Source organism: Undibacterium sp. Ji42W, assembly GCF_049340405.1.
Lineage (GTDB): Bacteria > Pseudomonadota > Gammaproteobacteria > Burkholderiales > Burkholderiaceae_D > Undibacterium.
Genome location: NZ_JBMPOV010000006.1, coordinates 399,591 through 408,340, shown reverse-complemented (window position 1 = coordinate 408,340; position 8,750 = coordinate 399,591). Strand labels below are relative to the sequence as shown.

Genomic DNA, 8,750 nt, shown 5'->3' with positions numbered 1-8,750 from the left:
CATAGGCTTGCTGGGTCATGCACCTGATCAGGCGACCTTTGAGGCATTGCTGGCACAGTCTGGCACGGATGTAGTCACGCTGATCGGGCAGTTTATCAATTCGCCTGAGTATCTGGCGCGCTTCATGCCTGTTTGATTTACGGATATGCGTTACTGAAGTGCGTTGTTGATGTGCGGAGTTTCTCTCAAAAGATCTCCGCACATAGTCTAAATTTGATACATCCACTCTCACCAAGCGACATATCCAGCCTGGTGCAGATCAAATCTATGCGCCTGTGCGCTGTGTCCATGGAATTGCCGTTCCAGCTTCCTTCTTGGCTTGCTTGGCGGCTTTCTTTTCTTTAGGCGTACTGGCCGCCTGCTTCTTGGTTTCTTTATTACTTTGCTGAACTTTACTCATGATTTACTCCTGGGAACACCAAGGCCTTGGTGACAAGTCAGTATAGGCTTGTATTGCCTCATCAACCGTTTTCCAGAAAATATAGTCTGCACGGATTACATATCATTTAAAAGCCATTTCATACCGCGATTTACGCAATCTGTCTCAATGCCAAGGCAAATCAAACAACTTTTCTTTACAGTTAGCCCATGCAAATAAAATAATGACGGGGGAGCGAAATGCTGGAAATCAGGAATATCACAAAAACCTTTGGCAAAAAACTGACAGCAGTGCATGACATGTCGCTCAATCTCGGTCCTGGCGTAGTCGGCCTGGTAGGGCACAATGGCGCAGGTAAAACTACACTCATGCAAATGGTGGCAACACTGACACGTCCCAGTAGTGGCAGCATATTTTTTCAGGGCCAGGACATCGTTAAAAAGCCCCAGGCCATACGCCAGCGCCTGGGATTCCTGCCGCAGGAATTTGGTATTTACCCAAACCTGACAGCGCTGGAATTCATGCAGTATTTTGCTGCTCTCAAGGGTGTACGCGATCCGGCCAGGGTCAGACACTTGCTGGAAATGGTGAACCTGCATGAGCAGGCCAAACGTCAGGCATCGACGTTTTCTGGCGGCATGCGGCGACGTCTGGGCATTGCCCAGGCCCTGTTGAATGATCCTGACATACTCATCGTCGATGAACCTACCGCGGGACTGGATCCGGAAGAACGCCTGCGCTTTCGCCATTTATTAAGCGAGCTGGGCTTCAAGAAACTGGTCATCATGTCCACCCATATCGTCTCTGACGTAGAAAGCATCGCCAGCCAACTGGCCATCATGCGTCAGGGGAGATTGATTGCCTATGCAACGCCAGACGACATCCTGGCGCAGGCGCATGGACAAATCTGGACAGCTGACATTGCCAGCCATGAGTATGATGCCTTGCGCAACAAGGTACATGTATTGCAAACCCAAAAACAAGGCAATCACATGAGCTTGCGTATTGCCCATCCACACCAGCCATGTGCAGGCGCGCGCCATGCTACGCCCAGTCTGGAAGAAGCCTTAATGGCGCAACGCTATGCAGTGCAGGAGCTGGCAGCATGAGCCCTTCTCTGCTGAATACACTGACTATCCTGGTCTTGAATGAAGCCCGCCTGCGCTTGCGCCGCCTGAGCAGCGTGGTGACGGTACTGGCAGTGATTGCGCTGGCGTGGGTGATGATTCCTGATCCACAATCAGGTACCACGTTGATGACCATACGCAACATCCGTGTTTTATACACCAGCACAACACTCGCCTACGGTAGCGCGGCGCTGGCCAGCCTGTTATTTGGTCTGGCGGGATTTTATCTGGTACGCGGCCGCATTGCAGAAGATATGCGCAGTGGTTGTGGTAGCGTCATTGCTACCACACCGATAGGAAATGGCATTTTCCTGCTGGCGCGCTGGATCGGTGGCGTCGTGTATTTGCTGGCACTGATCACTTCTTTCCTGGTGGCCATGCTGGTCTGCCATCTTGTGCGTGGCGAAGGGCCGATAGCGTTACCGGTATATCTGCAAACCTATATAGTCCTCCTGCTACCCATGGTATTTTTTGCGGTCAGTTGCGCCATTTTGTTTGACAGCTATTCTCCTCTGCTGGGCAAGCTGGGCGATGTGATTTTCTTTTTTATCTGGATGGCGCAAATCTCCCTGCTGAGCAAAATAGAAGATGGGATAACTGGTCAAATCAATCCCTATATGTTTATTGATTTCATGGGCGCAGCCACTTCCATGGTGAATCTGAAATTGCTGATGCATACCAACAGCTTCTCATTGGGTACTGCAACTTTTGATGCGAAGCTTACCCCCATTTTACTGCCATCCATTCTGTGGTCAGGCAAATTGCTGGCCATACGCTGTGCCTCAGCCATGCTGGCCTTGCTGCCATTATTACCGGCCATCGCCTTGTTCCACCGGTTTTCACCAGACCGTGTAAAAGTCGGCCAAACCCGCAAACGCCGCTCGCCCCTGGGTTTATTGAATCAACTATTGCGTCCTTTCGCCCGTATTGCCCAACCCCTGTTTCACCTGGCACAAGCTCTGCCAGGGCTGGCCGGGCAAATATGTGCTGACGTTGCCCTGACGATCGTCACGACACCTGTGGCTGGCCTGGCGCTGGTGCTGATACCCCTGCTGTCCGTATTCTTACCGAATGCTGGTTTGCCGGGGATGTTGACGGCGAGTGTCGCCATCTGGGGAATATTGATCAGCGACCTGAGTTGCCGGGACCACCAGGCTGCCGCAAGCGACATGACAGGTGCATTGTCAGGCGGCATTACACAGCGATATGTGCGTCAGTTTGCGGCAAGTGCCTTGCTCGCCTTGATGCTGACGGGTGTCATCACCCTGCGTTGGGCCATGCATGAGCCGACCCGGGCAATGGCATTATTGACCGGCATTTTCAGCATGAGTGCTCTCGCCAGCTTGCTGGGGCGTTTATCCAAAACGCCACGCACTTTCTCGTCACTTTTTCTGTTTGGTCTCTATGTTGCAGTCCATGCAGTCAAGGTACCGTCGGTTGATGTGTTTGGTTTCAATGGTGTTGCAAACAGCCATTCCATCACATGGCAACTCGTACTAGGCATAACGGCTATCAGTGCCGGCTATGTTTACAACCGCCGCGCTGCTACATGAAACACCAACAGTTGTTGAGTCTTGCAACAAGATGCAGAAAGTGAGAAGCAGGTTTTATTTCTTTTCAGCAAAGCACAAATTGTATTAATTGTAAGCAGACTTTAGTTTGATTGTTTTAGCAAATTTATGTCCCTATACTTTTGTTGATCTGATGACGACCAAGTTTCCAGATCCGACCGGAATCCTGTCTGCTGAGCTAGCTGCCGCCATTTTATTATGGCCTGTTCATCAGCATCGTTCCCCCGCATGTTGATGAACAGGAAAAATTACGCTTATGTCTGCCGGACTCTCCATAAAAAAAGATTTAGCAAAAATACTGTTGTATTCGCTGCTCTCACTGTTCTTGATCCCTGCGTTTACTTACTGGTTTTCCCAACATGTAGAAAACAAACAGGATGAAAAATTCCTGAGTTTTGTATCACAGCAAATTGATATCGACAGCAAGTTGACAGCTGATGAGAAATTTCAGCAGCAAGAATTTTTTCGCCAGTATCCACCTTCTAAAATCTGCGACAGCAACATCACCGAAGCCGCCAGTTACAGAGAACGTGTATGTGCGCGCTATTCAGATAACTGGCAATTCATCATGGCCAAAAAAGTTTCAGCCTGGACCATGGTCGGTGGCGTGGTCTTGCTGATCAGTGTGCTCTTGCTCGGTGCTTTCGCCTTCCTCAATGAGAAAGCCCAGTACCTGAGTTTTGTCACAGGCTGGCGTGTGCTGACATTGAGTTGCACTGCCGGAACAATTGCACAGGGCGCGATGCTGATGTGGCTGTCGTTCTGGGTCACGGCTTATTTCATGAACCGTTACTCCATCAAGCTGATAGGCGTGGCCGTCATCTTTGTGGCGATCGCGGTGTTCTATGTCATTGTCAGCATCTTCAAGCGCGCTAAAAGCAATCACCAGATCCAGGGTGAGCTGATTTCTGAACAGGCAGCACCCGGTTTGTGGCAGCGCATACGTGACTTGGCTGCACGTTTGAAAACCGCCGCGCCAGATAATATCGTCGCAGGTATCGATGCCAATTTCTTTGTCACTGAATCCCCCTTGAATGTCAGCGGCAGAAGCTTGCGCGGTCGCAGCCTGTTTATCAGTATTCCGCTGTTGCGCCTGCTGAGCCAGTCTGAGGCGGATGCCGTGCTGGCGCATGAACTGGCACACTTCCGTGGTGGCGATACAGCGAATAGTGCTGCGCTTGGACCCAAGCTGGCGCAATATGATCAATACTGTTTTGAGATGCGTAGCGCGCATGTGCCTACCGTGTTTTATCTGATGTGTCTGTACCGCATGATTTTTGAAATTGCCTCTGCACGCAATAGCCGTGACCGTGAATTTTTGGCAGACCGCATCGCCGCCAAAGTAATTGCACCTGCAGCAGTCACTTATTCACTGATCAAGATTGCGGCTTATGCCAATTACAGGAATGAAATCGAGAACCAGCTGTTTTCGCGTAATGAAAGACATGGTGCCAGTTTGGGGATAGCGCAATTTGTCGCATCCGGCCTGCATCCATATGCGCGTTCGTCTGCCTTCATCGACATCATGAAACATACGAGTGTGCCACATCCCTATGACAGCCATCCCAAGATGACTGAGCGTATGAAAAATGTAGGTCATGTCATAGCCGAAGCTGATTACGGCGCCATTGTCACCAGTGTGCCCGCACAAACCTGGGCCACTGATATACAAGTTGCCGATGAAATTGAAGCGCGTTTGTGGACTAGCTATGAAGAAGATTTTTCACAAGCGCATGAACACAGTCTGGCCTATCGCTATGAACCAGGCAATGAAGAAGAACAGGCACTGGTGCTGCGCTACTTCCCGCCTGTTGAATTTTCCTTGAGCGAGGGCAAAGCCATACAAGTAACCTATGCAGGCTGGATCTTGCCTGATGAAACTGAACCGCTGTCCTGGGATAGGGTGGATACCTATGAATATGAAGATGGCATGATGTCAGACACTTTGACCATCAAGCACCCAGAAAAAGGCATGCTGGGTGCCAAGTCGACCAAGGTGAAACTCGCCGGTATCAAGAAAGTGCGCGAAGAATTCAAGAATGTCTCCGGCCATTACTGGCACAGGCATCAGGTTATGCGACATCAACAGGCCCTGCAATAAATCTGTTCCATTACCGAGGCAAGAATCCCGTCCAGGCAGACGGGATTTTTTTATTGTGTACGCTTACCTGTACGGACAAGGCTGCGGACAGTGTGGACAATCAGGCGCCAATAAAATATTCATATAAATCAATGACTTAAAACTGGCACAGTTTCTGCTAAACAGGATGCAAACTGTTTAATGGAAACATCATGATAAGAGACACGTCAGGCCAAGATACGGTATTGGCCGCCAATAAGGGACAACAACGCAAACGCATCATCATTGCAGGCGTCGCCACGGTGGTGGGCGTCACCAGCCTGGTATTGCTGATGTCGGCATGGCGTGGCAGCAGCCAGTCGGTGAATGCATCGCGCTTGCGCATCGCCACCGTCAGCCACGGTACTTTGGTCAGGGACGCTTCAGTCAATGGCCGTATTGTTGCAGCCATCAGCCCGACGTTGTACTCCAGCGCTGGTGGTACGGTAACGCTGAAAGCCAATGCGGGTGATACCGTCAAGAAAGGTGATATCGTCGCCGAGATAGAATCTCCTGACCTGAACGATCAGCTCAAACGCGAACAATCAAATACCGAACAGCTGGAGGCCGAAGTCGCACGCCAGCAAATCCTCGCAAAGAAGCAAAAACTGATCGCCAGACGCGATGCCGACCAGGCCGAGATAGACCGTGTAGCAGCCCAGCGCGCCTTCCAGCGCATAGAAGCGGCCGGCGTTGTTGGCGTGGTTGCCAAGAATGATTTCCTGAAAGCCCAGGATGCCATGCATTCCACGGAAATTCGCTCCAAGCATGCTGCCCAGGCAGCAGACCTGGAAAATGAAGATGTCACGCTGGAATTAAAAACCAAGATGAGCCAGTTGCAACGCCAGCGCCTCTCGCTGGACTTTGCCAAACGCCGTGTCGATGAATTGAAACTGCGTGCACCAGTCGATGGCATCATCGGCAGTCTTGCAATTTCCAACCGCAGTGTGGTGGCGGCCAATACAGCATTGATGACACTGGTTGATCTGTCGCAGCTTGAAGTGGAAGTCGAAATCCCGGAATCGTATATGACAGATTTGGGCTTGGGCATGAAGGCAGAAATCGTGATCAACAATAACAAGGTCATGGGCACCCTGACCGCCATCTCGCCAGAAGTGGTGAAAAACCAGATACTCGCCAGAGTACGGTTCAGCGGCAAACAGCCTGAAGGCCTGCGTCAAAGCCAGCGCGTTTCTGCCAGATTGCTGATGGAAGAAAAAGCCAATGTCATGGTCTTGCCACGCGGCCCCTTTGTCGAAGCGGACGGTGGACGCTTTGCCTATGTCGTTGAAAACGGTGTTGCCCAGCGCCGCCCCATCAAAATGGGCGCAACCAGTATCTCAGCAGTAGAAATTCTCAGTGGTTTGAAAGACGGCGACAAAGTCGTGATATCAGGTACCGATACATTTGAAGGCGCGAACAGCGTTTCCATTAATAACTGATTAACAACTGATTAATAACTAATATCAACAATTAATTTAAGAAGGAATATCCCATGTTACGCATGAAAAACCTCAGCAAAGTTTATCGTACGCATTTGATCGAAACCCATGCCCTGCGCGGCTTTGACATCCATGTCAAGGAAGGTGAATTCGTCACCGTGACCGGACCATCCGGTTCTGGCAAAACCACTTTCTTGAACATCGCCGGTTTGCTGGAAGAATTCAATGACGGTGATTATCTGCTCGATGGCATCAATGTCAAGGGCATGAATGACAATGCCCGTACGCGTCTGCGCAATGAAAAACTGGGTTTCATTTTCCAGGGATTCAACCTGATACCCGACCTGAATCTGTTTGACAATGTTGATGTACCACTGCGCTATCGCGGCTTCAATACGGCGGAACGCAAGGAGCGCATAGAGGCAGCACTGGCACAGGTTGGCCTGGCCTCACGCATGAAACATTATCCGGCTGAATTGTCTGGTGGTCAGCAACAGCGTGTGGCAATTGCCCGTGCCCTGGCTGGTTCGCCCAAACTCTTGCTGGCAGATGAACCTACCGGTAACCTCGATACCCAAATGGCACGCAGCGTCATGGAATTACTGGAAGAGATCAATGCCAAGGGCACGACCATTTTGATGGTAACGCATGACCCTGAACTGGCCGTTCGTGCACAGCGCAATGTGCATATTATCGATGGACAGGTCAGCGACCTGGTACGTAAGGTACCGTCACTTTACGATGCCAAGGCCGACGCTGCCTCTGCCAATGAAGTTGATAGTTCGGCAGTCGCCTGAGGAGCCGCATGATGTTTCGTTATTATTTTTTACTTGGCATACGCAGCCTGCGCCGCAACCCGGCCCTGACTGCCCTGATGGTACTGACCCTGGCAGTTGGCGTCGCCGCCAGTATCTCCACCCTGACGATCTTGCATGTGATGTCGGGTGACCCGATACCACACAAGAGCAACCGTCTGTTCACACCCTGGATGGATAACGGCCCATTGAAAGGCTATACGCCCGATGATAAACCGAATGATACCCAGATGAGTTACCGGGATGTCATGAATCATTTGCCTGCCAAGATAGGCGAGAGACGTACAGCGATGTACGGCATATTGATGGCCATAGAACCGGCACGCAAAGACTTGCCAGCGATAGAGCCCGAAGGCGCCGCCGTCACCAAGGATTTTTTCGCCATGTTTGACACGCCATTTTTACATGGCCAGGGATGGACTGAAAATGACGATGCAAAAGCCGCAGACGTTGTCGTACTTGGAAAAAAAATGGCAGACAAGCTATACGGCAATACCAATCCTGTTGGTCAGTACCTGACCATGATAGGTCATCAGTTCCAGATAGTCGGCGTACTCGATACCTGGGAACCAAGCCCGCGCTTTTACCGTAATGCCACCTTTGGCGTGCAGGAAGATTTCTTCATTCCTCTGGCCAGCGCCATCCGGCATGAAATTACCCATGCAGGCGGCATGGGCTGCACTGGCGATACTGCGCCTGGCTGGCAGGGACGACTGGATTCAGAATGCACATGGCTGAGCTTCTGGTTTGAAATGAAGTCAGAAGGCCAGCGCCAGGAACTGCAAAGCTACCTCGACAATTATGCATCCGAGCAGCGCAAGCTTGGACGTTACATGCGTCAAGCAAAAAACAAACTATTCAATGTCATGGAATGGCTGGAAGAATCCAAAGTAGTCGGCAACGATAACAAGCTTTCTGCCTGGCTGGCATTTGGCTTCCTGATGCTGTGTCTGGTGAACACCGTAGGACTGTTACTGGCGAAATTTTCTGTACGGTCCTCGGAAGTCGGTGTACGGCGTGCACTGGGCGCATCCCGCAAAGAGATATTCAATCAATTCCTCATCGAGAGCAGTGTCATCGGCCTGGCTGGTGGTGTTGCAGGACTGCTGCTGGCATTTGGTGCACTTGCCCTGATCGCCAAGCAATCAAAACAACTGACTGTGGTGGCACATATGGACTGGCAAATGCTGAGCATTACCTTTGTGATGTCAGTCACCGCTGCCATATTGGCGGGTTTGTTCCCGACCTGGCGCGCATGCCAGGTGACGCCTGCCATACAACTCAAATCACAATGAGG

Annotated in this window: 7 protein-coding genes; 6 read left to right on the top strand and 1 reads right to left on the bottom strand. The window is 51.0% G+C overall.

What is annotated here, in order from left to right:
• Positions 1 to 265: 265 nt before the first annotated feature.
• Positions 266 to 400, bottom strand: a complete 135-nt coding sequence (locus ACO0LG_RS15895; RefSeq protein ID WP_255431525.1) for a hypothetical protein — start codon at positions 398 to 400, stop codon at positions 266 to 268.
• 218 nt (positions 401 to 618) lie between these two features.
• On the opposite strand from ACO0LG_RS15895, the gene ACO0LG_RS15890 reads away from it, so the two are divergent.
• The 6 genes from ACO0LG_RS15890 to ACO0LG_RS15865 all read left to right on the top strand — a co-directional run bounded on the left by ACO0LG_RS15890 (position 619) and on the right by ACO0LG_RS15865 (position 8,748).
• Positions 619 to 1,488 (top strand): ABC transporter ATP-binding protein, encoded by an 870-nt coding sequence (locus tag ACO0LG_RS15890; protein WP_423027983.1) that lies wholly within the window; start codon positions 619 to 621, stop codon positions 1,486 to 1,488.
• Complete coding sequence (locus ACO0LG_RS15885; RefSeq protein ID WP_423027981.1) at positions 1,485 to 3,059, top strand: hypothetical protein; 1,575 nt, start codon at positions 1,485 to 1,487, stop codon at positions 3,057 to 3,059. The genes ACO0LG_RS15890 and ACO0LG_RS15885 overlap by 4 nt, the downstream gene beginning before the upstream one ends.
• Positions 3,060 to 3,333: 274 nt before the next feature.
• Positions 3,334 to 5,178, top strand: coding sequence for a M48 family metallopeptidase (locus ACO0LG_RS15880; RefSeq protein WP_423027979.1), 1,845 nt, complete (start codon positions 3,334 to 3,336; stop codon positions 5,176 to 5,178).
• Between the two features lie 191 nt (positions 5,179 to 5,369).
• Positions 5,370 to 6,638 (top strand): efflux RND transporter periplasmic adaptor subunit, encoded by a 1,269-nt coding sequence (locus tag ACO0LG_RS15875; protein ID WP_423027977.1) that lies wholly within the window; start codon positions 5,370 to 5,372, stop codon positions 6,636 to 6,638.
• Between the two features lie 53 nt (positions 6,639 to 6,691).
• On the top strand, positions 6,692 to 7,435 hold the full coding sequence (locus tag ACO0LG_RS15870) for an ABC transporter ATP-binding protein (protein WP_423027975.1): 744 nt from the start codon (positions 6,692 to 6,694) through the stop codon (positions 7,433 to 7,435).
• Positions 7,436 to 7,443: 8 nt separating this feature from the next.
• Positions 7,444 to 8,748 (top strand): ABC transporter permease, encoded by a 1,305-nt coding sequence (locus tag ACO0LG_RS15865; RefSeq protein ID WP_423027973.1) that lies wholly within the window; start codon positions 7,444 to 7,446, stop codon positions 8,746 to 8,748.
• The last annotated feature ends 2 nt before the right edge of the window (positions 8,749 to 8,750 follow it).